The organism is Stenotrophomonas sp. Br8 (assembly GCF_014763005.1).
Taxonomy (GTDB): Bacteria; Pseudomonadota; Gammaproteobacteria; order Xanthomonadales; family Xanthomonadaceae; genus Stenotrophomonas; species Stenotrophomonas lactitubi.
Genome location: NZ_JACGTN010000004.1, coordinates 73,574 through 93,049 on the forward strand (window position 1 = coordinate 73,574; position 19,476 = coordinate 93,049).

Annotated in this window: 21 protein-coding genes; 13 read left to right on the top strand and 8 right to left on the bottom strand. The window is 67.4% G+C overall.

Features of this window, described 5'->3' with window-relative positions; all coding sequences use genetic code 11:
- The first annotated feature begins 100 nt into the window (after positions 1–100).
- Positions 101–583 carry a YetF domain-containing protein gene (locus H3005_RS04210; protein ID WP_089237785.1) on the top strand — a complete coding sequence of 161 codons (483 nt, stop codon included), beginning with the start codon at positions 101–103 and terminating at the stop codon, positions 581–583.
- Between the two features lie 56 nt (positions 584–639).
- On the opposite strand, the gene H3005_RS04215 is transcribed toward H3005_RS04210, so the two are convergent.
- The 7 genes from H3005_RS04215 to H3005_RS04245 all read right to left on the bottom strand — a co-directional run bounded on the left by H3005_RS04215 (position 640) and on the right by H3005_RS04245 (position 9,427).
- Positions 640–2,160, bottom strand: coding sequence for a hypothetical protein (locus H3005_RS04215; protein WP_100554007.1), 1,521 nt, complete (start codon positions 2,158–2,160; stop codon positions 640–642).
- Between the two features lie 124 nt (positions 2,161–2,284).
- Positions 2,285–3,181 carry an oxygen-dependent coproporphyrinogen oxidase gene (gene hemF, locus H3005_RS04220; RefSeq protein ID WP_100554006.1) on the bottom strand — a complete coding sequence of 299 codons (897 nt, stop codon included), beginning with the start codon at positions 3,179–3,181 and terminating at the stop codon, positions 2,285–2,287.
- Between the two features lie 54 nt (positions 3,182–3,235).
- On the bottom strand, positions 3,236–4,852 hold the full coding sequence (locus tag H3005_RS04225) for a hypothetical protein (RefSeq protein ID WP_191077609.1): 1,617 nt from the start codon (positions 4,850–4,852) through the stop codon (positions 3,236–3,238).
- 37 nt (positions 4,853–4,889) lie between these two features.
- Positions 4,890–6,011, bottom strand: coding sequence for a hypothetical protein (locus H3005_RS04230; RefSeq protein ID WP_191077610.1), 1,122 nt, complete (start codon positions 6,009–6,011; stop codon positions 4,890–4,892).
- 33 nt (positions 6,012–6,044) lie between these two features.
- Positions 6,045–6,608, bottom strand: a complete 564-nt coding sequence (locus tag H3005_RS04235; protein WP_100554003.1) for a hypothetical protein — start codon at positions 6,606–6,608, stop codon at positions 6,045–6,047.
- Between the two features lie 30 nt (positions 6,609–6,638).
- Positions 6,639–7,058, bottom strand: coding sequence for an NUDIX domain-containing protein (locus H3005_RS04240; RefSeq protein WP_100554002.1), 420 nt, complete (start codon positions 7,056–7,058; stop codon positions 6,639–6,641).
- Positions 7,055–9,427: a S9 family peptidase gene (locus tag H3005_RS04245; RefSeq protein WP_191077611.1), complete on the bottom strand. Its 2,373-nt coding sequence runs from the start codon at positions 9,425–9,427 to the stop codon at positions 7,055–7,057. The genes H3005_RS04240 and H3005_RS04245 overlap by 4 nt, the downstream gene beginning before the upstream one ends.
- A 167-nt stretch (positions 9,428–9,594) precedes the next feature.
- Here H3005_RS04245 and H3005_RS04250 point away from each other — a divergent pair, with 167 nt between their 5' ends.
- The 3 genes from H3005_RS04250 to H3005_RS04260 are packed head-to-tail and all read left to right on the top strand — an operon-like array spanning position 9,595 to position 10,827.
- On the top strand, positions 9,595–9,924 hold the full coding sequence (locus tag H3005_RS04250) for a hypothetical protein (protein ID WP_100554000.1): 330 nt from the start codon (positions 9,595–9,597) through the stop codon (positions 9,922–9,924).
- 37 nt (positions 9,925–9,961) lie between these two features.
- On the top strand, positions 9,962–10,615 hold the full coding sequence (locus H3005_RS04255; protein ID WP_100553999.1) for a sigma-70 family RNA polymerase sigma factor: 654 nt from the start codon (positions 9,962–9,964) through the stop codon (positions 10,613–10,615).
- Positions 10,612–10,827 (top strand): hypothetical protein, encoded by a 216-nt coding sequence (locus H3005_RS04260; protein ID WP_100553998.1) that lies wholly within the window; start codon positions 10,612–10,614, stop codon positions 10,825–10,827. The genes H3005_RS04255 and H3005_RS04260 overlap by 4 nt, the downstream gene beginning before the upstream one ends.
- 89 nt (positions 10,828–10,916) lie before the next feature.
- On the opposite strand, the gene H3005_RS04265 is transcribed toward H3005_RS04260, so the two are convergent.
- Positions 10,917–11,459, bottom strand: a complete 543-nt coding sequence (locus H3005_RS04265; protein WP_100553997.1) for a hypothetical protein — start codon at positions 11,457–11,459, stop codon at positions 10,917–10,919.
- 307 nt (positions 11,460–11,766) lie between these two features.
- Here H3005_RS04265 and H3005_RS04270 point away from each other — a divergent pair, with 307 nt between their 5' ends.
- The 9 genes from H3005_RS04270 (at position 11,767) to H3005_RS04310 (ending at position 19,475) form a co-directional block, all read left to right on the top strand.
- Positions 11,767–13,164: a cytochrome ubiquinol oxidase subunit I gene (locus H3005_RS04270; RefSeq protein ID WP_191077612.1), complete on the top strand. Its 1,398-nt coding sequence runs from the start codon at positions 11,767–11,769 to the stop codon at positions 13,162–13,164.
- 1 nt (position 13,165) lies between these two features.
- Positions 13,166–14,179, top strand: coding sequence for a cytochrome d ubiquinol oxidase subunit II (gene cydB / locus H3005_RS04275; RefSeq protein ID WP_100462007.1), 1,014 nt, complete (start codon positions 13,166–13,168; stop codon positions 14,177–14,179).
- Positions 14,180–14,408: 229 nt separating this feature from the next.
- Positions 14,409–15,155 (top strand): beta-ketoacyl synthase chain length factor, encoded by a 747-nt coding sequence (locus H3005_RS04280; protein ID WP_100553995.1) that lies wholly within the window; start codon positions 14,409–14,411, stop codon positions 15,153–15,155.
- Positions 15,148–15,945: a lysophospholipid acyltransferase family protein gene (locus tag H3005_RS04285; RefSeq protein ID WP_100553994.1), complete on the top strand. Its 798-nt coding sequence runs from the start codon at positions 15,148–15,150 to the stop codon at positions 15,943–15,945. The genes H3005_RS04280 and H3005_RS04285 overlap by 8 nt, the downstream gene beginning before the upstream one ends.
- Entirely contained in the window at positions 15,932–16,189 is a 258-nt protein-coding gene (locus H3005_RS04290; protein ID WP_005411610.1) for a phosphopantetheine-binding protein, read from the top strand. The genes H3005_RS04285 and H3005_RS04290 overlap by 14 nt, the downstream gene beginning before the upstream one ends.
- Positions 16,190–16,205: 16 nt before the next feature.
- Positions 16,206–16,463 carry an acyl carrier protein gene (locus H3005_RS04295; RefSeq protein ID WP_025878014.1) on the top strand — a complete coding sequence of 86 codons (258 nt, stop codon included), beginning with the start codon at positions 16,206–16,208 and terminating at the stop codon, positions 16,461–16,463.
- A gap of 22 nt (positions 16,464–16,485) precedes the next feature.
- Positions 16,486–17,037, top strand: coding sequence for a hypothetical protein (locus tag H3005_RS04300; protein ID WP_089238175.1), 552 nt, complete (start codon positions 16,486–16,488; stop codon positions 17,035–17,037).
- Entirely contained in the window at positions 17,030–18,715 is a 1,686-nt protein-coding gene (locus H3005_RS04305; protein WP_100553993.1) for an AMP-binding protein, read from the top strand. Before H3005_RS04300 ends, H3005_RS04305 begins: the two co-directional genes overlap by 8 nt.
- On the top strand, positions 18,705–19,475 hold the full coding sequence (locus tag H3005_RS04310; RefSeq protein WP_100553992.1) for a glycosyltransferase family 2 protein: 771 nt from the start codon (positions 18,705–18,707) through the stop codon (positions 19,473–19,475). Before H3005_RS04305 ends, H3005_RS04310 begins: the two co-directional genes overlap by 11 nt.
- Position 19,476: the final 1 nt, after the last annotated feature.

Consider the following 19,476-nt stretch of genomic DNA (forward strand, 5'->3'; position numbering starts at 1 on the left):
ACCCGTTCCCCGGCCCCGTTGACCTCCCCCTGGTCAGCGGGGCTTTTTATTTGTGCGCTGCTGCGCCACGCTGGGCCATCGCTCAGCAGGGGAATCCGCAATGCCCGATCTGTTCGCCCTGGCGATGCCGTGGTGGGAGTTCATCCTGCGCGCGGTGGTGGTCTACGCGGTGGTACTGGGCATGGTCCGGCTCAGTGGCAAGCGCGCGCTGGGGCAGGTCACGCCGTTCGATGTGCTGCTGATCGTGCTGCTCGGCAACGCGGTGCAGAACGCGTTGCTGGGCACCGATACGTCGCTGGCCGGTGGCCTGCTGCTGGCCGCCACGCTGATCCTGCTGAACTACGGCGTGGGCTGGATCACCGCCCGCAGCCGCCGCATGGAACGGCTGATCGAGGGCGAACCGGTGGTGATCGCACGCAACGGCAAGCTCTTCGACAGCGTGCTGCGGCGCGAGCTGGTCAGCCGCGCCGATTTCGAGGTCGCCATGCGCCAGCAGAGCTGCATCGGCGTGGAAGAGGTGGAACTGGCGCTGCTGGAAACCAACGGCCACATCACCATCATTCCCAAGCGCAAGGACGATTGAGGCGCGCCACAGCGTGGGCACGGAGGCAGTATTCCTCCGGCCCACGGCACTACGGTTTACTGTTCGGCCGCCTGCGCCTTCATGCCCGCCCAGTCGCGTGTGGCGTCCACATCGCAGGCCACATGCGTGCCCTTGCCGTCCTTGGCGCAGATCGCCGCCATCGTCTGCGGAACCTTGGGGTCGGCGGTATGCGCATAGCCTGCGGCGAGCCCCAGGCAGCCATCGCGCACGCCGGCGCTGCACAGCTTGATGAAATAGGGCTGGGCCTGTGCCCACTTCTCCGCGCTGTGCAGTTCCTCACCCGCGACCTTGCAGCCGAGCAGCTTGCCGTCGTTGCAGCATGACGCGGCGCCGCCCTTGCGGGCCAGGATCGGGCAGTCCAGCGGCTGCGGGATCTCCACGAATGCCGGCGGCGGCTGGCAGCTCGTCGCGGACTTGTCCATGCGCTGGTAGTAGCCGTAGCGGTTGTCCTTGTCCATCCCGGCCAAGGTTCCGTTGCTCAGTGGCTGCAGCACGAAATCGCTGCCGACGTCACGACTGATCAGGATCCTGCCGTCCTGCACGCGTGCGCGCAGGCGGGTGCCAACACCCTCCACTTCGACCAGGCCGGCATCCAGGAACCGCAGCGACGACAGCAGGCCAAGCTCGGCCTCGAAGCGGCCGCAGGGAAGCGCGGTAGCTGCGACCGGGGTCAGCGCCGACGACGCCAGCGGAGTCAGCATCGCCAGGCCCTTGGCCGGGCCGCAGGCGTAGCTGCCCTCGCGCTGCGTGCACGAGCGCTGCAGGGCCTGCTGCGCCTGCTGCAGGCGTCCACCGTTCCACAGCGCCTCGGCCACATTGCTGCAGAACGACTCGCCCTGTTGCTGCGCGCACAGCGCCGCCAGTTCATCCAGTTGTGCTGCGGGCAGCGGTGCGTCCAGCGTCTGCTCCAGACCCATCACCGCCCTGCCCATCAGTTCGCCGGCCATGGCCTTCATGACGGCCATGCAGGCTTCCCCCTCCTCGGGCGATGCATCATCGCGGCAGTAGGCCGGCATCTGCGGCTCGGCCTGGGCACGCTGCGGTTGCGCCTCCTTGGCCTGGCGCTGGTAGGTCTCCTGCAGTTGGGTGCAGGCTGCCTCCACGCCCTCGCTGCACCAGGCGTGCAGCTGCAAGGGCGCGGCCTCAGGCAGTGCCTCCAGGCAGTCGCTGGTGTCGGCCATGCAGCTGCCTTCGACCATCTCCGGTACCGGCTTGCAGGCGGCCGCTGCTTTCAGGTGGAACGTGTGGTATCCGCCGGTGACCGTGCGGTCGTTGTCGCTGAACTCCCAGTTCTCCAGGCGGCCGGTGGACAGGTTGCCGGTACCCAGCAGGTTGTCCTGGCGTACCAGCCGCAGCCGTTCCGTGGCCTGGTAGGGGCCCGAAAGGAAGCCGTGGGCTTCGCTCTCGATGGTCAGGCTGGCGTTGCCATCGTCCTGCAGGTAGGTGCCGCAGGCCATCGACTGCGCGGCCACCGGCAGGCTGGGCACGGCCAGCGCGAGCAGCAGCATGGCGCGCCAGGTGGTCATCCGGCGGCGTGGGGAAACAACAACGGGCATCACGGTCTTCCTTGATTCAAGACAAGAGGGGGAAATGAAGCAGAGCACGCCGCAGCCGGGCCACCGCCGCGCGGGCGGCGGTCCGCACAGCGGCAACGCGTGCAGCGTCCGGTACCCGAAGCGCCTACAGCCAGTCGCGTGGCACCAGGTAATCGGCCAGGCGCGCTTCGGCGCTGCCGTCTTCCGGGGTAAAGCCGTACTCCCAGCGCACCCGCGGCGGCAGGCTCATCAGGATGCTCTCGCTGCGGCCACCGCTCTGCAGGCCGAACAGCGTGCCGCGGTCGTAGACCAGGTTGAACTCCACGTAGCGGCCACGGCGGTACAGCTGGAACTCGCGTTCGCGTTCGCCGTACGGCGTGTTCTTGCGCTGCTGCACGATCGGCAGATACGCATCGAGGAAACCCTCGCCGACCGCGCGCAGGTAGGCGAAGTCACGCTCGAAATCGCCGTGCAGATCGTCGAAGAACAGACCGCCCACGCCGCGTGTTTCGTTGCGATGGCGCAGGAAGAAATACTCATCGCACCAGCGCTTGTGCGCGGCGTAGCGCTCTTCACCGAACGGCGCGCACAGATCGCGCGCCACCCGATGCCAGTGCTGCACGTCCTCGTCGAACGGGTAGAACGGGGTCAGGTCGAAGCCACCGCCGAACCAGCTGGCCACCACTTCGCCATCGCGCTGCGCCTGGAAGAAGCGCACGTTGGCGTGGGTGGTTGGCACATAGGGATTGAGCGGATGAAACACCAGCGACACACCGGTGGCGCGCCATGAGGCACCAGCCAGCTCTGGCCGGTTGGCCGAGGCAGACGGCGGCAGGCGGCTGCCCGCCACATCGGAAAAGCCGATGCCGGCCTGTTCGAACACCGTGCCATCGCGCAGCACGCGGGTGCGCCCACCGCCGCCCTCGGCACGCTGCCACAGGTCTTCCTGGAAGCGTGCGCGGCCATCGGCGGACTCGATCGCCGCACAGATGCGATCCTGCAGGTCGGTGAGGTAGGCGCGAACGCGCTCGAATTCGTTCATGGCGCGTACTTTACCGCAGGGCCTGCCCGAAGCTGCGGGCAGGCCCTGGCGGACTCAGCGCTTGCGGTTGGAACTGCGTGGCGCCGGGGTGTCTTCCACTGCCGCCTCATCGGCAGCCTTCTGCAGGGCGCCCCCCAGAACGATCAGCTTCCAGTTCTGTGTTTCGAGCACGTCGCAGGCCACGTGGAGGCCGTTCCGGTCGGCCTTGCACAGCTGTTCCAGGGTTGCACGTGCGTCCACACCGGCACCGTTGCCCTGCGCGGTGACCAGGTTCTCGCACCCTTCGCGCACTCCTGCGCGGCAGACCGTGGTGTAGTGTTCGGCGGCCTGCAGCCAGTTCCCGGACAGCGCAAGGCGGTTGCCGAGGATGTTGCAGCCCTGCAGCTTGCCCTGTGCGCAGCAGGCCTCGGCACCACCGCCATCGGCCAGTGCCTGCGGGCAATCCTGTGGCAGTGGCAGCACCGTGTACTGCTTCGGTGCGCTGCAGCCGGTTGCGCCCTCACCCGTGGGCGCGAACACCTGGAAGCGGGTCCAGCTGTCCAGGCCCAGCAATTGGCCGCCAGGCAGCGGACGCAGCACGAAGTCACCGCCCTTGTCATGGCGGATACGGATGTCGCCGCTCTCGACACGCGCACGCAGCTGGCTGCTCCAGCCAACACCGACCAGACCGGCGTCACCGAAATCCAGCGTGTCCATCAGGCCGCCGTCGGACCGGTAGTTGCCACAGGGCAGGGCCGTTGCGGGCTGCGGTCGCAGCGATGCGCCCACCGCCTGCAGCGCAGGCAGTCGCTCGCAGGCAGAGGTTTCATTGCCGGGTGTGCAGGCCGCAGCCAGTGCCTGCACCGCCTGCAGGGGATCTCCCGCCTCCCAGGAAAGTTCAGCCACGCGGGTACAGAAGCCGCCGTGCGGTACCTTCCGGCACAGCTGCAGCAGCGCTTGGCGGCGCTCCGCCGGCACGATCACCGGCGCGGTGGGCGCCGCCATCGTCACCACTGCTTCGGTCATGGCTGCGGTCATCGCTGCCTTGACCAGCTGCTCCTGCACCGCAGGGGCGGCCTCCAGGGCTGCGGCACAGGCCGGGGTTCCCTGCTCGAAGCCGCCGTCGCGGCAGGCGGCAGGGAGCTCAATGCCGGACAGGGCGGCGTCGAGCGCAGCCTTCTGCACGGCAGGATCGGCGTCGACCGCAGGTTTGGCCTCATCGTGCCAACGATCAGCCAACTGCAGGCACATGCCCGGCACGCCTTCCTGGCAGGCCGATTCAAGAACGGAAAGCGGGGCGATGGCGCGATTGTCCAAGCACGCCGCCGCATCGGCCAGGCAGCTGCCAGCGGCAGGTGTGGCAGCCGCAGCGCACTGTGCCGGCGTCTGCAGGGTGTAGACCGTGCCATCCACTTCGACGGTGCGGCCACGATCGCGCACCTGCAGCGCGCTGGGCAGGCCGTATTCCAGGCTCACCAGCTGCAGTTTTCCGTCGATCTGCTGGAAGACGACCGGAGACGGCGCGCTGCCGAAATTCTTCTGCTCGCCGCGATTGGGTGAGCTGATACGCAGCGTGCTGCTGCCTTCATCGGCCTTGAACAAGCCGCATTGTGGCGATTGTGCAGCAGCCAGCGGCGTGGCCAGCAGCAACGCCCAGGCCAGCCAGCGGCGGTGCGGTGCGGGTGAAGGCATGTCGTCTCCTTGACGATCGAACGGGACACTCCAGGCGCTATGGCGAACCACGGCCCTCGCGCGGGGGCGTGCATTGTGCCGTGCCGGGCACGGGCTGGTAACGCTGGTAGCCGGTCTGCGTGTCCATGCCTAGCAGGTCGCCGTTGCCGAGCAGGCGCAGCACAAGGGTTTCACCGTCCTGCTGCAGGTGGACGGCGCCTTCCTGCAAGCGGGCGCGTGTGCCATCGCCAAAGTCGAGCGTCTCGATCACGCCACCATCGGCCTGATAACGGCCGCACGGCACCTGCAGGAGCGGCACCAGGCGTAGATCGGCACCGAGTTCACGCAATGGTGCGGTACGTTCGCAGGCGCTGACGCGCCCCGCATCGCAGACCACCTGCAGGGCCTGCACCGCCAGCGCAGGTTCCAGCGCGATCAACTGTTGTTCGGCCACTTCGACGCAGAAGCGGCCATTGCGGTGCTGCAGGCACAGCTGCTGCAGGTGATCGCGTGCAGCGGCCGGAAGGGGCGAATCCAGTGTGTCTTCGTCTTCCCGTTGCAGACGTTCACCCACCCGCTGCATGGCGGCAGCCAGCGCATCGTCGGTCAGCGCCTCGCAGGCTGCTGTGTCATGTCCGGGCGTGTGTTCGCGGCAGACGGCCGGGCGCTCGAAGCGCGCGGGGCCGATGTCGTCGCTTCCCATCGCAGTCACTGCATCGCGCAGCTGTCGCAGCACCGTCGAGCAGCCCGCGCCAACGCCTTCGTTGCACGCGCGTTTGGCCTGGCCGGGCGAGGCCGTAGGCAGCTGCGCGATGCAGTGGCTGCCGGCGGCGCGGCAGCTGCCGTCCATCGCGCTGGGTTCGATGGCGCAGGCGCGGGACTGGCGGAGGGTGTAGGCCACGACGACGTCGTCCTCGATGCGCTGCCCATCAGCACTGATCCGGATCGGCTGCGCCACGCCATCGTCGAGCATGACCAGCCGGGTCTGTGCTGCACTGCGATCGACCCACAGCGGCTCCGGCTCACCGATGTCGTTGTGGCGGTAGCCGGTGCTGGAGGTGATGAACACGAGCGCCATGCCGCCATCGGTACTGCGGTATTCGCCACACCGCAGCGCATCGGCACCGGCCGGCAGTGCGATGAGCAGAAACAGGGTGGGCAGGAAGTTCAATAAACGCATGCGACGATCCTTGTCGTGCGGGAACGATGCAACTCAGTGGAAGCGCGCGCGGATATCCGGCCGCAGCAGGCGCCAGCCCAGCCAGCCCTGCAGGCCCGCGAACAACACCGAGGTGCCGACCAGTGTCAGGGTGAACAGCACGCGCTGCACCTGCAGCTCATGCTGCGCCGACGGGTCGCTGGCGAGCAGCGCGATGAATACCAGCAGCAGGCGGTCCATCCACCAGGCGATCACGAAGTTGGCCAACGCACTCAGGCCCAGCATCCACACGTAGGCCCACAGGCCCCATCGTCGCCCGCGCCACAGGCCCCAGCTGGCCAGGGTCGAGACCAGGCAGAGCAGGGCAACAAGCAGCGAGGTGGCCGCCGGGTGTTTCAGCATCCACCACAGGCTGCCGTCGAGCTGCTGCTCCCACGCCACTGTCACCAGCGTCATCCAGAACTCGGTGCGGGCCAGTGCAGCGGCCATCAGCGCCTGCGCGAGGAAGTAGAGGGTGACCAGCAGGCACAGCCAGAACGAGCCCTGCGCCACCGCGGCGACCCAGTTGTTGGGTGGCGGTGGGGTGGGCGCGGGAATCGGGGGAATCGAGGCTGACATCCGTTGTCCGGCTGGGCGGTGCCCGCTTCGTCAGCGAGCCGTCGCCAGGGCAGCGACCGCCGGCAGGATATGGTGTTCGCTCAAGGGTGCCAAGGGCTGGCCGTGCGGCGGCTGCAGCGGCACCCAGGCCAGTTCGGCGATCTCCGCACGTGCGCACGGCTCACCTTCGATCCACACCCGCCAGGCCTGTGCCTGCACGCGGTGGCCGGGCTCGTTCACCGCCCAGTCCTCGAACGTGCCCAACGGCAGCGCCGAGGCGGCATCCAACCGCACGCCCAGTTCCTCGTGCAGTTCGCGTGCCAGTGCCTGCAGCGGCGCCTCGCCCGGGTCGGGCTTGCCGCCCGGCTGGATGAAGCGGCTGGCACCGTGCTTGCGCACCACCAGCGCCCGGCCGCGATCATCGAGGATGACCGCGGCCACGATGTGGATCGTGGCCGCGGCAGCACTCACTTCAGGTTCTGCTCGAACAGCTTGAGGATGCGCTTGTACTGGTCCAGCCAGGAGTCGGCACGCACGTAGCCGTGGCGCTCCAGCGGGTACGGCGCGATCGACCAGTTGTCCTTGTGCAGCTCGATCAGGCGCTGGGTCAGGTTCACCGAATCCTGGAAGAACACGTTGTCGTCCATCATGCCGTGGGCGATCAGCAGGTTGTCCTGCAGGTTCTGCGCGTACTCGATCGGCGACGACACGCGGTACGCCTCCGGGTCGATGTCCGGGGTGTTGAGGATGTTGCTGGTGTAGCCGTGGTTGTACTGGTGCCAGTCGACCACCGGGCGCAGCGCGGCACCGGCCTTGAACGTGCCCGGCGAGCGGAACAGCGCCATGAAGGTCATGAAACCGCCATAGGAACCGCCGTAGATGCCGGCATGGTCACGGTCACCCTGCTGGGTGTCGACCAGCCAATCCAGGCCGTCCTTGTAGTCTTCCAGTTCCGGATGGCCCATGTTGCGGTAGATCGCCGTGCGCCAGTCGCGGCCATAGCCCTCGCTGCCGCGGTAGTCCATGTCCAGCACGATGTAACCCTTCTGCACCAGCAGGTTGTGGAACATCTGCTCGCGGAAGTAGGCCGGGTAGCGCTGGTGCACGTTCTGCAGGTAGCCGGCACCGTGCACGAACATCACGATCGGGTACTTCTTCCCCGGTTCCTTGTTTTCCGGCTCGTAGTACTTGGCCCAGACCACGCCGGCGCCATGCTTGGACGGCACCGCCACCAGCTTCGGCTGGATCCACTGGCGCGCCTTGTAGTCGGCGGTGCGGGTATCGGTCAGCACGCGCGCCTGGCCAGCGCCGGTGCTCGGCACCACCGCCAGCTGCGCCGGCAGGTAGGCGCCGGAATAGCGCACCAGCAACTGCTGGCCGTCCGGCGACAGCGAGAAATCTTCCACGCCATTGAGGTTGGTCAGCTCGCGCACCTGGCGGGCAGCAGTATCGACCGCGCAGACTTCGTAGTCATGCGGGGCCTGCTGGTTGCACAGGAAGTAGAAGCCCTTGCCGTCGGCCGACAGCACCGGCGCCGAGGTCTCCCACTTGCCACTGGTCAGCGCCTGCGGCTTGTTGCCACCGGCCTGGGTGTACAGGTGCGAGAAGCCCGATTCCTCGGACAGCAGCCACAGCGTGCGGCCATCGGCCATCCAGCCGAAATCGTTGAAGCCCCAGTTGATCCAAGCGTTGTCGGTCAGCCGGTGGCGGTTCTGCACGCGGCCGTCGGCAGCGGCAACGCTGACGATCCAGCGGTCCTTGTTGTCGTTGGCGCGCAGCATCACCGCGGCCTGCTGGCCATCAGCGCTCCAGCGGATGCCACCGCCCATGAAGTCGCTCATCACCTGCACGCTGCGCTCGCCCTTCAGCGCGTCCTTGCCGGCCTTGCGGCGCAGCTCGGCCAGCGGATCGGTGCCGATGCCCGGCAGGCTGGACAGCGACAGCTTCTCGGCCTTGCCGCTGCGTACATCCACGAACCACAGGGTGTGCGGCTCGAAGCCGTTGCGGCCGACGCGGGTGCGGGTGTCCTCGGTTTCCTCGTAGCCCGACTCGGTCACGTACAGCGGCATCTTGCCGCCGCGGCCGTCATCGAAGTCCTTCGGCTTGGTGGTCACGATCAGGTGGCCCAGGTCCGGCGACAGCACGCTGTCGACGATCTCCACGTCGGCGCCCAGGAACACCGGGCCCGGTGCGCGGGTCGGGTCGGCCTGGCGCCAGCGCTGGTTCTGGTCCTTCAGCGCCTCGCGCTGTTCGCGGTCGCGGCGCAGGGTTTCCAGCGTGCGCAGCTGCTGGTCGCGCAGCACGTCGGCCTTCGGCGGCGTGCTGGGATCCTTGTCGGCCTTCAGGCTGGCCACCTGCTGCACGCCGCTGGCGGCGGTCCAGTGGAACCAGTTCTGGCCGACGCGCCAGATCACCCCGTTGTCGGCGGCGAAGTTCACGCCGGCGGCGCGTTCGTTGCTGCGGGTCAGCTGGGTCAGCGCACCGCTGCGCAGGTCGCGGACGAACACGTCGCCGTTGCGCACGAAGGCGCTGCGGCTGCGGCTGCGGTCATAGACCGGATCGGCCAAGTCGAGGCTGCCGCGCTGGTCATCGGCCACCTGCGCGGCCACGCCACCGGCCAACGGCTGGCGGAAGGTGTCGCGCACCGGGCTGCCGTTGCGCTTGAGCTGGTATTCCACCTGCTGGCTGTTCCACGACCACCAGGCCTTCTCCACCGGCGGACCGATCCAGTCCGGATCGGCCATGGCCTGTTCGATGGTGATCGGCGTCGGCGCGGCCTGGGCGGCCGGAGCGGCCAGCACGGCAGACAGCAGGAGGGACAGGGGCAGCACTCGGGACATGGGCGGACAGCACCAGAAGAGGAAACCGGGCAAGCGTAGCAGCCGCAAGGGCCGGGGGAAGGGGCCACAGGTCATGGCAGCGGGATCGGCAAAGCGATGCAACCGGTCGGCAGGGTCGCGCATCCAATCTCCTGAACCCGCATCATCCAGCGGACAGGAGCACGACCATGCAGGAACTCATCCCGATCACCCTCTTCATCTGCACCGCCTATGCGATCCATGCCATCGCCGATGCGCGTGCGCGCAGCAAGCTGGTGGCGCCGCACGTGCCGGAAGAGGTGATCCGCTCGCTGGCGGTATTGGAAGAGGAGCGCCGCCGCCAGGGCGCGCTGCGCTGGGGCATCAGCCTGGTGTGCCTGGCACTGGCCATGGCGCTGCTGGAGGCGATCGGTGCACGCGACCTGACGTTCGGCGCCGCCGCCGCGATGGTCGGCAGCGCCGGCCTGGGTCAGCTGCTGGCCTGGCACTTCACCCGCCCCGCAGTGCGCAAGGGCTGAGCCGGCGCATGCTGCGGGCACAGGAGGAGCCCCACGCATGAGCCTGCTGGGGGAAGCGCTGGCCGCATTGCGGGGGCGGCATCGACAGGATGCCGCGGCGGCGACCACCCCTGCCGAGCCGCTGGATGCGGATCAGGCGCTGGTGCGCGCCATCATCGACGGCTCGCAACCGGCCTTCGCGCAGCTGGTGGAAACACATCAGCGCACCTGCGCGCATGTGATTGGCCGCATGGTCGGCGACCGCGACCAGGTGGCCGACCTGCTGCAGGAAACGTTCCTGGCGGTATTCCGCCAGCTGCACCGGTTCCGTTTCGAATCCTCGCTGCGTACCTGGATTTCGCGCGTGGCCTACACCACCGCGCTGCAGTACCTGCGACGGCGGCGGCTGGAGGCGCAGTGGATGGTGGCGGTGGAAGCGCCCGAGGAACTGGGCGTTGGTGACGACGGGCCGGGCCCGGCGGAACTCAGCGAGACATTGCAGGCCGGCCGCCACCTCGGGGCTGCGCTGGAACGATTGAGTGCGCCGCAGCGCCTGATCGTAGGCCTGCACTATCTGGAGGATTTCGATCTGGCCGAGATCGAACAGGTGACGGGCCTGGCCCGCGGTACCATCAAGAGCCACCTGTACCGTGCGCGCCAGGTCCTGAAGCAGGAACTGGTGCGGCACGCCACCGCCGGAGAACTGCTGTGAACCCACCGACCGACCCTCGCGATGCGGAAGAGCGCGCGCTGGCGCAGGCGTTGCGTGAGCAGGCGCAGCAGGAACAGACACCGGATGTGAGCGAGGCGCTGCAGAAGCGCATTGCCGCTGAGTCGCGCGACAGTGGGGTGGGCTATGTGGTGGTGCAGGTGGTGTTGTTCGGCGCGCTGCTGGCTGCAGCGGTCTGGTACTTCTGGCACTGATTGAAGATCAAACCTGGAGCCATTTATAGAACCGCAGTGCTTCGAACCAGATCGAACCAATCTGAAATCCGTCCACGGGATCTCTTGGATCAGGCCTTCGATTTTTCAATATCTTCAGGATTCAGATCGATGCTCTTGGACTTCCATTCGTCCAGCTGAAGTTGGCTGACGAACGCCCTGATCAGCGGATGATTGTCAATCTCTGCTTCGACCTCCTTCGTGACCAGCAGCGTTTGGCGTGTTGGACCCAGCTGATCGATCATCTCATCGGTCACCACTTCCTCGACAACTAATCTTTCGAATTCCTCAGGGATGAAATCAAGCGATTCTGCAGGTTCATCGGTCAGGAAAAGCACCAGGGAATCCAAGGCCAGAACGAACGCCTCGCCTTTATTGTCAGCGGCTGAAACACCGTACTGGTCGAGTGGAACGGCGTTCTCGAGATAGAGATGGGTCTCGCTCATTAGACGTTGTGAAGGCATGTCGCCTGTCGCAACCAAGTTCCACAACGAATCCAGAAAGTTGCGCGCTGGCTGCTCCTGGAAAATCGACGAGGCTGAGAAGCCAAGGTAGAGCCTTTCGGTGGAATAGAGTGCGCGCAGAAGTTCACGGCGTTGCGGAGTTGTGATCATTGGCTATCTGAATGATTTGGCTGATTTGAGCGATGTTCTGTGAGGATTCGGCAAGAACGGAGGTACCACCTGTCGAGCTTGGCCGACTGCAGTCAGCAACCCGGGGCTGCAAGAGCCTCGCACGTCAGAAGGCCCGCAGATATGGGACGAGTTGCAGTTTGTCCGGCCAATCTGAAATCGCGCCCGTTCCTGAATTCGCCTCCCCCTGCGACAAAGTGAAGCAGCGCGTCACCCGGTCGCATCCCGGCTTAACGATATCCCCCTAAAGTGGTCTGGTATCCCACCGGCTCCTGGCAGGAGGCGTCCCTTGGAAGCGTTGTTGTTGTCGCGGATCCAGTTCGGATTCGTCATCAGTTTCCACGTACTGTTCCCGGCCTTCACCATCGGCACGGCCAGCTGGCTGGCCTTCATCGAATGGCGCTGGCTGCGCACGAAGCTGCCCGTGTGGCGCGAGCTGTATTTCTTCTGGCAGAAGATCTTCGCCGTGTCGTTCGGCATGGGCGTGGTCAGCGGCATCGTCATGGCCTTCCAGTTCGGCACCAACTGGCCGCGGCTGAGCGAAGTGGCCGGCACGGTCATCGGCCCGCTGCTGACCTACGAAGTGCTGACCGCGTTCTTCCTGGAAGCCAGCTTCCTCGGCGTGATGATGTTCGGTTGGGGTCGGGTGTCGCCGCGCCTGCATTGGCTGTCCACCTGCATGGTGGCGCTGGGCACGTTGTTTTCGACGTTCTGGATCCTCTCGTCCAACAGCTGGCTGCATACGCCGGCCGGCTACGAGATTGTCAACGGCATCGTGCATCCGGTCGACTGGTGGCAGGTGGTGTTCAACCCATCCTTCCCGTACCGCCTGGCGCACATGGCGCTGGGCTCGTTCATCACCACCTGTTTCGTGATCGGTGGCGTCGGTGCGTGGTACCTGCGCAAGGGCACGCACGTGGAGGCCGGCCGGCGGATGCTGATCGCCGCCGTCGCGTTCGCCGCGCTGACCGTGCCGCTGCAGATCTTCGTTGGCGACATGCATGGCCTGAACACGCTCAAGCATCAGCCGATGAAGATCGCGGCGATGGAAGCGCACTGGCATGAGACCAAGGAGGGCGAGGGCGTGCCGCTGGTGGTGTTCGCGCTGCCGAACGAAAAGGAGGAACGCAACGACTTCGAAGTGGCCATCCCGAAGCTCGGCAGCGTGATCCTCACCCACAGCCTGGACGGCACCTTCGATCCGCTGACCTCGGTGCCGGCCAGCGAGCGGCCGCCGGTGACGCCGGTGTTCTTCGCCTTCCGCATCATGGTCGGGCTGGGCACGCTGATGCTGGTGCTGGCCTGGGTCTCGGCCTTCCAGCTGTGGCGGAAGAAGCTGCTGGATTCGCCGTGGCTGCTGCGCGGCTGGAACTGGATGTTGCCCAGTGGCTTCATCGCGCTGATATCGGGCTGGTTCGTCACCGAGATGGGACGGCAGCCGTGGGTCGTCTACGGTGTGCTGCGCACCGCCGATGCGGTCGGCCCGCAGAGCGCGTGGATGACCGCGCTGTCGCTGACGGTGTACGTGGTCGGCTACGCCTTCGTGTTCGGCTGGGGCATCTGGTACCTGGTGAAGATCCTGCGCCATGGCCCGCAGCCGTACGACGCAGGCCCGTCGCTGGACCATGGCAGCCACACCCCGGCGCGGCCGTTGTCGGCCGCCGACGAACCGCTGGAGGAGCGCTGACATGGACCTGATGACCTGGCTGCCGGTGGCATGGTTCGCAGTGATCGGCTTCGGCGTGCTGATGTACGTGGTGCTGGACGGCTTCGTGCTCGGCATCGGCATCCTCGCGCCATTCGCCGAGGACGAGGAACAGCTGGACCTGATGATGAACACCGCCGCGCCGATCTGGGACGGCAACGAGACCTGGCTGGTGCTCGGCGGCGCCGGCCTGATGGCGGCGTTCCCGAAGGCCTACGCGGTGCTGCTGTCGGCGCTGTACCTGCCGGTGCTGCTGCTGGTGGTGGCACTGGTGTTCCGTGGCGTGGCCTTCGAGTTCCGCTTCAAGGCGCACCGTTCGCGGCGGCTGTGGAGCGTGGCGTTCGGCCTCGGCTCGCTGCTGGCCACCTTTGCCCAGGGTGTGATCCTCGGCACGCTGGTGCAGGGCCTGCCGCTGGTCGATGGCGTGTACCAGGGCGGTGCGTTCGGCTGGTTCAGCCCGTTCGCCATGCTGACCGGTGCCGCGTTGGTGGCCGGCTACGCATTGCTGGGCAGCACCTGGCTGATCCTGAAGACCGAAGGGCGCGTGCAGGCGCTGGCCCGGCAGATGACCCGCCCGCTGGTGGTGGCGGTGATCGCGGCGATGGGCCTGGTCAGCAGCTGGCTGCCGTTCCTGCAGTCGCGGCTGATGGACCGTTGGTTCAGCGACGGCAACTTCTGGTGGCTGTCGCCGGTGCCGCTGCTGACCCTGGCGGTGGCCATCGCGCTGTGGCGCAGTGCCACCCATCCGCGTCGCGACCTGCCGCCGTTCCTGCTCAGCCTGGCCTTGTTCGTGCTCGGCTTCGCTGGCCTGGTGCTGGGCATGTGGCCGTACCTGCTGCCGCCGTCGATGACGCTGTGGCAGGCCGCCGCGCCGGCCTCTTCGCTCAGCTTCACCCTGGTCGGGCTGGTGCTGCTGTTGCCGGTGATCCTGGGCTACACGGCGTGGTCGTACCGGGTGTTCCGCGGCAAGGTGCGCGCCGACGCCGGCTACCACTGAATCCGTTCGCTGGTTCAGTCCACGCGGGGCGCGGTCACTGACCGCTCCCCGTTGTGTTTTGTGAAACATGTCATCCCTGTGTCGGACGTGCTAGCGTGCGCTCCTTTCCGGCAGCCAGGGGGGCAGCCGGCGACGTCCTGGACGGATGCATGGCTGCAGGAATGGGGGGCAGCCGCGTGTCGCCGTAATGGCTCGAGACTCTCGTTCGCCCATCGAAACATCACCGGTAATGATCGAATTTTCCGTTGTCGACTGGGCCGCCTGGGCGCCTGGCCTGACCGAGCGTAGCCAATGGATGGGCTGGGCCGGGTCGCCGTTCCTGCCGCAGGGCGAGGACACGCCGGCGCTGGCCGAGATTCCGGCCATGCAGCGCCGCCGTATCGAGCGCCTGGGCCGCATGGCGATCCAGGCGGCGTGCTGGTGCGAGGACGGGCAGGGCGCTGACAGCCAGGTGCCGCTGGTGTTCGCCAGCCGCCATGGCGATGTCGCCCGTTCGATGGACCTGCTGGGCTCGCTGGTGGCCGATCAGCCGCTGTCACCCACCGGCTTCGGCCTGTCGGTGCACAACGCCATCGCCGCGCTGTACTCGATCGCCCGCGGCCACCGTGGCAACTACCTTGCGTTGTCTGCCGGCCAGTCGACGGTGGAAGCGGCGTGCCTGGAGGCCGTCGGCCTGCTCGGTGATGGTGCACGCGAAGTGCGGATCGTGGTCTATGAGTCCCCATTGCCCGACGTTTACGCCGAATTCGCCGACGAACCCGACCCGTTCTTTGCCTGGTGCTGGCGTCTGGCACCCGTCGGCACCGCCGGTGCCACCGATCTTTCGCTTTCCTGGCAGGTCGCCGACGACGTCGATCCGACCGCGCCGGGCCTGTTGCCGCATGCGCTGGACCTGCACCGCTTCCTGCTGGCCGGGGATCCGCTGCTGCAGCATGTGACCCAAGGCCAGCGTTGGTCCTGGCGCCGCCGTGGCTGAAGCGCTGCGCCGCCTCGATCATGCCTGGCGGGTGTTCGGCACCGGCTTCAGCTTTGCTGCGTTCGGCGTAGGCGGGCTACTGCTGGGCGTGCTGGTGATGCCGGTGCTGCTGTTGATGCGCGACCCGGTCGCGCGTCGTCGCCGGGCCCGCCGGCTGGTCCAGCGCGCCTTCGCCAGCCACGTGTGGCTGATGTGCCGGCTGGGGGTGATGACCCTGCAGGTCGAAGGGCGCGAGCGCCTGCAGCGCGACGGCCTGCTGGTGCTGGCCAACCATCCGACCCTGATCGACGTGGTCTGCCTGATCGCCCTGCTGCCCAACGCCGACTGCGTGGTCAAGCGGGCGGTGGCCTGCAACCCGTTCATGCGCGGCCCGGTGCGCGCGGCGGGCTACATCTCCAATGATGACGGCGCTGGCCTGGTCGATGACTGCGCGGCGGCCGTGCATGCCGGCGGCACCCTGGTCATCTTCCCGGAGGGCACCCGCAGCGTGCCCGGGCAGCCGCTGCGGCTGCAGCGCGGCGCCGCCAACATCGCCGTGCGCGGGCGCCTGGACATCACCCCGGTGCGCATCACCTGCACCCCGCCGACGTTGACCAAGGGCCAGAAGTGGTATCGTGTGCCCTCACGTCGTTTTCACGTTCGGCTGCAGATCGGCGAAGATATCCCGATCGCGCCGTTTCTGGCCGAAGATGACTCGCCAAGGGGGGATGCCCTGGCGGCCCGTCGCGTCACCGACCACCTCACTCGTTATTTCGACCTGTCTGGAGATCCGACCCGTGCAAGCACTTGAGCACGAGATCAAGGAATTGATCATTTCCTCGCTTTCGCTGGAGGACATCACCCCGGAGGACATCGATCCGACCGCGCCGCTGTTCGTGGAAGGCCTCGGCCTGGACTCGATCGATGCGCTGGAACTGGGCCTGGCGCTGCAGAAGAAGTACGGTGTCAGCCTCTCGGCCGACTCGGAAGAAACCCGTCGCCATTTCTCCAGCGTGCGCGCGCTCGGCGAGTTCGTCGCCGCCCGTCAGTCGTAAGGCGCCAGGAACTGCCATGACCAAGAATGAATTGTTCGAGCGCATCGTCCGCATCCTGACCGACAGCTTCGAGATCGAGCCGGCGCGGATCAGCCCGGAGTCGCGCCTGTACGACGACCTGGACATCGACAGCATCGATGCCGTGGACCTGATCGTGCAGCTCAAGCCGCTGCTCGGCCGCAACCTGCAGCCTGAAGCGTTCAAGGCCGTGCGCACCGTGCAGGACATCGTTGATGTCGTGCATGGCCTGCTGCCCGGTCAGGCCGCTGCCTGACAGCAGCACGGACGCCGCGACCATGGCACGGGCACGCATGGTCGTGGTGGCAGCGATTTCGCTTGCCTATCCGGTGCTGGTCTACGCGGCGATGGGCCGCTTCGAGCCGCGCTGGCTGGCGCTGCTGCTGTTTGCGCTGGCCCTGCTGCGCGCGCTGAGCACCCGGCAACCCTTGTGGTGGGCCGCTGCCGCCGGCGCGGGCCTGCTGGCCGGGCTGGCCACCGTGCTCAACCAGGCGCTGCCGCTGAAGCTGTATCCGGCGCTGGTGAACGTGGTGATGTTGACGGTGTTCGCCACCAGCCTGCGCTTCGGTCCGCCCCTGGTGGAACGCCTGGCGCGCCTGCAGGAGCCGGACCTGCCACCGTTCGCGGTGATCTATACCCGTCGCGTCACCCAGGTGTGGTGCGGCTTTTTCGTTCTCAATGGTGGTCTCGCCCTGCTCACCGCGCTGTATGCGTCGGACCGGGTCTGGATGCTCTACAACGGATTGTTGGCGTACGTGATGATGGGATTGTTGTTCGGGGGCGAATGGCTGGTACGGCGTCGGGTCAAGGCAGCGCACGCGCATGGCTGACTGGATCGACCTGGATCGGCTGCTGATCACGGCGCAGCCCGGCCGCGACATCGGTGTCTGCGATGGCATTGCGGTCGACCACGTCGGCTTCCGCCTGTGCGTACTGGCCTGGCGTGACGCTTTCAGCACTGCCGAGGGCCGTGACTGGGCGCTCTACTTCGATGACACCGTGGCCTTCGCTGCAGCGTTGTTCGGTGCCTGGCATGCCGGCAAGCGGGTGTTCCTGGCCGCCGACAACCTGCCCGCGACATTGCAGGCGCTGCAGCCGCAGGTGAGTGGTTTTGCAGGTGACCTGTCGGCCGATTACCAGCCGTTGCAGGCGACCGCCGTCGCCGACGATGCGCCGCTGGAGCCGTTGGACGAGCGCGCCTGCGAACTGTGCGTGTTTACCTCCGGCAGCACCGGCCAGCCCAGCGCGATCAGCAAGCGGCTGGACCAGCTGGCGCGCGAGGTCGATGCGCTGCAGGCTGCCTTCGGCGCCCAGCTGGACGGCGCCCAGGTGCATGGCACCGTGTCCCACCAGCATATCTATGGCCTGCTGTTCCGCGTGCTGTGGCCGCTGGCGGCCGGTCGCGCAATCCAGCCCCGGCGCTTCTTCCACGAAGACCTGGTGGGCGCGCTGGCCGGTACCGATACGGTGCTGGTCGCCACCCCGGCCCATCTCAAGCGCCTGCCCGAGCAGCTCGACTGGGCCAGCCTGCACGGTCGCCTACGCGCTGTGTTTTCCTCCGGCGGCCCGCTGCCGGAGGACGCAGCGCGCCAGGTCCGCCAGTGGTTGGGCGTGGCGCCCACCGAGGTTTATGGCAGCAGTGAAACCGGTGGCATCGCTTGGCGGCGCTGGGACACCGATGCGCCGCCGTGGCAGCCGTTGCCGGGCGTGCAGTGGCGGATCGAGGAGGACTGCCTCGCAGTCGCTTCGCCGCACCTGGAGACGTCGGACTGGTGGCGCACCCAGGATCGCGTGGAAGCACTGGCCGATGGCCGCTTCCGCTTGCTGGGCCGCGCCGACCGCATCGTCAAGATCGAAGAACGTCGCGTTTCGCTGGACGCACTGGAGCGCGCGCTGCGCGAGGATCCAGAAGTCGACGACGTGCGCGTGCTGGTCCTGCAGGGCCAGCGCGAGCAGCTGGCGGCCGTGGTGGTGCCGGCCGATCCGGCGCTGGCACGTGCCGGTGACAGCGCACGGCGTGCGCTGGGGCAACGGCTGGGCACGCGGCTGGCGCAGGGCCACGACGCGGTCACCCGGCCGCGCCGCTGGCGCCTGGTCGAATCGCTGCCGATCAATGCGCAGGGCAAGGTCACCCAGGCGGCGCTGGTCGCGCTGTTCCAGCCGCTGATGCCGGTGCCGGTCTGGGACTGTCGCGAAGAGGCGGAGGCCACCCTGCGGATGAAGCTGGACCCCGCGCTGCGCGCGTTCCAGGGCCACTTCCCGCAGGCGGCGATCCTGCCCGGCGTGGCCCAGCTGGACTGGGCGGTGCGCTTCGGGCGCCAGGCCTTCGTGCTGCCGACCGGATTCCAGCGCATGGATGCAGTGAAGTTCCAGCGCGTGGCCCGCCCCGGCGACGAGCTGACCCTGCAACTGCAGTGGGACGCCGAACGCGGTGTGCTGACCTTCCGCTATACCTCCGTGCATGGCGTGCACGCCAGCGGCAGGGTGGTCTTCGCCGATGCGCATTGAGCCGGCCACCGCTGGCGGCGCGTTCGCGCCGCTGGTGGTCATTCCCGTGTACGACCACGAACATGCCATCGGCGCGGTGGTCGACGGCGTGCAGGCCGCGGGCCTGCCCTGCCTGCTGGTCGACGATGGCTCGCAGTCCTCCTGCGCGCGGGTGCTGCGGGAACTGGCACAGCGATCGGGCGTCGACCTGCTGCGGCTGGACGTGAACCAGGGCAAGGGTGGTGCGATGCTGGCCGGTTTCGCCGAAGCGCGGCGTCGCGGCTACACCCACGTGCTGCAGATCGACGCCGACGGCCAGCACGATACCGGCGACCTGCCGCGCTTCATCGATGCCGCACGCGCGCGCCCGGACGCGGTGATCTGCGGCATTCCTGCCTACGATGCCAGCGTGCCGAAGGCGCGCCTGTACGGTCGCTACGCCACCCACATCTGGGTGTGGATCAACACGCTGTCGCTGCACCTGCGCGACACCATGTGTGGATTCCGCGTGTATCCGCTGCCGCCGGTGCTGCGCCTGATCGGCGAAGAGACCATCGGCCGGCGCATGGATTTCGACACCGAAGTGATGGTCCGCCTCTACTGGCGGCAGGTACCGGTCGAGCACCTGGCCACGCGCGTGACCTATCCCGCCGACGGGGTTTCGCATTTCGATGTGTGGCGCGACAACGTGCGCATCAGCCGCATGCATACCCGGCTGTTCTTCGGCATGCTCTGGCGTGCGCCGCGCCTGCTGTGGCGCCGGCTGCAGGGGCAGGGCTGAG

Coding starts and splice junctions, on each gene's coding strand:
- H3005_RS04300 (WP_089238175.1), top strand. CDS start 16,486: ATGGCACGGGCACGCATGGTCGTGGTGGCAGCGATTTCGCTTGCCTAT.
- H3005_RS04210 (WP_089237785.1), top strand. CDS start 101: ATGCCCGATCTGTTCGCCCTGGCGATGCCGTGGTGGGAGTTCATCCTG.
- H3005_RS04225 (WP_191077609.1), bottom strand. CDS start 4,852: ATGCCTTCACCCGCACCGCACCGCCGCTGGCTGGCCTGGGCGTTGCTG.
- H3005_RS04230 (WP_191077610.1), bottom strand. CDS start 6,011: ATGCGTTTATTGAACTTCCTGCCCACCCTGTTTCTGCTCATCGCACTG.
- H3005_RS04295 (WP_025878014.1), top strand. CDS start 16,206: ATGACCAAGAATGAATTGTTCGAGCGCATCGTCCGCATCCTGACCGAC.
- H3005_RS04245 (WP_191077611.1), bottom strand. CDS start 9,427: ATGTCCCGAGTGCTGCCCCTGTCCCTCCTGCTGTCTGCCGTGCTGGCC.
- H3005_RS04250 (WP_100554000.1), top strand. CDS start 9,595: ATGCAGGAACTCATCCCGATCACCCTCTTCATCTGCACCGCCTATGCG.
- H3005_RS04265 (WP_100553997.1), bottom strand. CDS start 11,459: ATGATCACAACTCCGCAACGCCGTGAACTTCTGCGCGCACTCTATTCC.
- H3005_RS04310 (WP_100553992.1), top strand. CDS start 18,705: ATGCGCATTGAGCCGGCCACCGCTGGCGGCGCGTTCGCGCCGCTGGTG.
- H3005_RS04235 (WP_100554003.1), bottom strand. CDS start 6,608: ATGTCAGCCTCGATTCCCCCGATTCCCGCGCCCACCCCACCGCCACCC.
- hemF (WP_100554006.1), bottom strand. CDS start 3,181: ATGAACGAATTCGAGCGCGTTCGCGCCTACCTCACCGACCTGCAGGAT.
- cydB (WP_100462007.1), top strand. CDS start 13,166: ATGGACCTGATGACCTGGCTGCCGGTGGCATGGTTCGCAGTGATCGGC.
- H3005_RS04255 (WP_100553999.1), top strand. CDS start 9,962: ATGAGCCTGCTGGGGGAAGCGCTGGCCGCATTGCGGGGGCGGCATCGA.
- H3005_RS04215 (WP_100554007.1), bottom strand. CDS start 2,160: ATGCCCGTTGTTGTTTCCCCACGCCGCCGGATGACCACCTGGCGCGCC.
- H3005_RS04280 (WP_100553995.1), top strand. CDS start 14,409: ATGATCGAATTTTCCGTTGTCGACTGGGCCGCCTGGGCGCCTGGCCTG.
- H3005_RS04305 (WP_100553993.1), top strand. CDS start 17,030: ATGGCTGACTGGATCGACCTGGATCGGCTGCTGATCACGGCGCAGCCC.